The organism is Paramagnetospirillum caucaseum, assembly GCF_000342045.1.
GTDB lineage: Bacteria > Pseudomonadota > Alphaproteobacteria > Rhodospirillales > Magnetospirillaceae > Phaeospirillum > Phaeospirillum caucaseum.
Map to the genome: position 1 here is coordinate 1 of NZ_AONQ01000176.1, position 1,048 is coordinate 1,048.

At 45.2% G+C, this 1,048-nt stretch carries 3 protein-coding genes; all 3 read left to right on the top strand.

The window, feature by feature from the left end; genetic code table 11:
• Window positions 1–192, top strand: a 192-nt coding sequence (locus H261_RS26415) for a hypothetical protein (RefSeq protein ID WP_235063047.1), incomplete at its 5' end; no start/stop codon positions are given.
• A gap of 9 nt (window positions 193–201) precedes the next feature.
• Window positions 202–798 carry a hypothetical protein gene (locus H261_RS25260; protein ID WP_152427093.1) on the top strand — a complete coding sequence of 199 codons (597 nt, stop codon included), beginning with the start codon at window positions 202–204 and terminating at the stop codon, window positions 796–798.
• The coding region (locus H261_RS26420) for a hypothetical protein (RefSeq protein ID WP_235063049.1) at window positions 792–1,048 on the top strand (257 nt) is incomplete at its 3' end. The genes H261_RS25260 and H261_RS26420, both read left to right, overlap by 7 nt.

Genomic DNA, 1,048 nt, shown 5'->3' on the forward strand with positions numbered 1-1,048 from the left:
CCGATATTATTTATGCCAAAGATCATAAATACCGCTGCGCATGTAGCGCGGTTAAAAGAAGGAGTATTGAAAATGGAACGCAATTATTATGTAAATGTGGGATTTAACGGAGAGCTTGTACATATAACGCAGCTTGCCCTTTATGCCATTCAAGCCACGCTGCGCTGTTCCGCAGTTCGCCGCGTCCAATAGCGTGTCGCCATGTCCGTTCTCCAGCACGTCACCAAAGAAGATCTGAAATACCGATTTGTGGACAAATTGGGCGATCACGCTGTCAGCAAAATCCGCCAGCGTGCCTATGTGATCAATGCGCTATGCAGCGATTTGACCGACAAAGACGCAACTGCGCTCGCGTACCGCATCATGCACTGTTCCACCCATCATCCATGCAATCAGCCATTTTGCCCCATGTGTCGCCATAACCAGCAGCGTAAAGCCAAGGCCAAAATGCTCGCTGCTTTTAGCAATGTGCCAACAAGCCAGTTGCGTTTTCTCACTGTCCTGCACAGTGTCCATTACAATGCCGACGCAATAGATAGCGATCTTATCAAGCGTGCAAAGCGTTCCGTGCGCAATTTGTTGGATTACATTAAACTCAAAGACGATATTGATGTGCAAATGATTGGAAGCTTTGAAATTGAAGCTTTCGCTGCAAACGCTGTTTTAAGCGATCGTAAGATCGCTTCATTAAGTGCGATTGGTTTTCAACAAACCAATCAATCGCCGTTTTTTCTTCTGCATTTTCATGCCGTTGTAAATCTCGGACGCTGTCCGATGCTAAACTGCAATCCATGCTAAAGTCGTCAATTCGCTATCCGCATAGCCATCAAGTTCTTTTGCAGCAATTGCATTCCGATAAGTCGCAGATTGATAATTTAGAGGCGCTTGCAAGCTACATGTTAAAGTATCGCTTGCAGCATAGTCAGCGTCTAAAATTTGAAGACGATCAAAATGAACAGTACAAGCGTACGTGCTATCAAAGTCTGTATGCCATTCCAATTGCTAAAGCTGTCGTCATGTCCGTCAATGCATGTAACAACTTCAACGG